This is a genomic window from Paenibacillus sp. P3E (assembly GCF_001909045.1).
GTDB lineage: Bacteria > Bacillota > Bacilli > Paenibacillales > Paenibacillaceae > Paenibacillus_AQ > Paenibacillus_AQ helianthi.
In genome coordinates, this window is sequence record NZ_LVWH01000136.1 from 1 (window position 1) to 846 (window position 846).

The following is an 846-nucleotide window of genomic DNA, read 5'->3' on the forward strand; positions in this document are numbered from 1 at the left end:
CCCAAGGGGCAAGCCCCTTGGTTTAGGCTGTTCCGCGTTCGCTCGCCGCTACTGACGGAATCACTATTGTTTTCTCTTCCTCAGGGTACTTAGATGTTTCAGTTCCCCTGGTCTGCCTCTACACACCCTATGTATTCAGGTATGAGTAACTGCGAATTACCACAGCTGGGTTTCCCCATTCGGACACCCCCGGATCAAAGCTTGCTTACAGCTCCCCGAGGCAGTTTCGTTGTTCGCCACGTCCTTCGTCGGCTCCTGGCGCCTAGGCATCCTCCGTGTGCTCTTATTAGCTTAACCATCGCTCCGGTGTTTCGCTTGTTCGCTCATCTTGTTTTAAACAGCGCTCCTGGATGAATCCGTTCGCTAGTCTGTTTAAAGCCAAAGGTCGCTTCACAATCGAAAACCTTCGCTTTCAGCATACTAATAACGATTTCAACTTGTTTACACAAGTTTCAGCTAAAAGATGTTCTAAAACGCATTTTCGTTTCGGTATCCAGTTTTCAAGGATCAAGGTATTACTTGAGAGCTTCAACTCTCAAAACTGAGCAACGAGTGAGTGTTCGAACCCAAAGGTTCTAATGGAAGTCAAGCTTCCGATTTGAATGTTTCCGTTGTAGGAAACGATTCTCCATAGAAAGGAGGTGATCCAGCCGCACCTTCCGATACGGCTACCTTGTTACGACTTCACCCCAATCATCTACCCCACCTTCGGCGGCTGGCCCCCTTGCGGGTTACCCCACCGACTTCGGGTGTTGTAAACTCTCGTGGTGTGACGGGCGGTGTGTACAAGACCCGGGAACGTATTCACCGCGGCATGCTGATCCGCGATTACTAGCAATTCCGACT

The 846-nt window shown here is 50.0% G+C and carries 2 rRNA genes; both read right to left on the reverse strand.

The annotated features are described in order from the left end of the window. A 23S ribosomal RNA gene (locus A3842_RS12055) occupies positions 1 to 297 on the reverse strand; the annotation flags it as partial. 337 nt (positions 298 to 634) lie between these two features. Continuing rightward, positions 635 to 846, reverse strand: a 16S ribosomal RNA gene (locus tag A3842_RS12060); the annotation flags it as partial.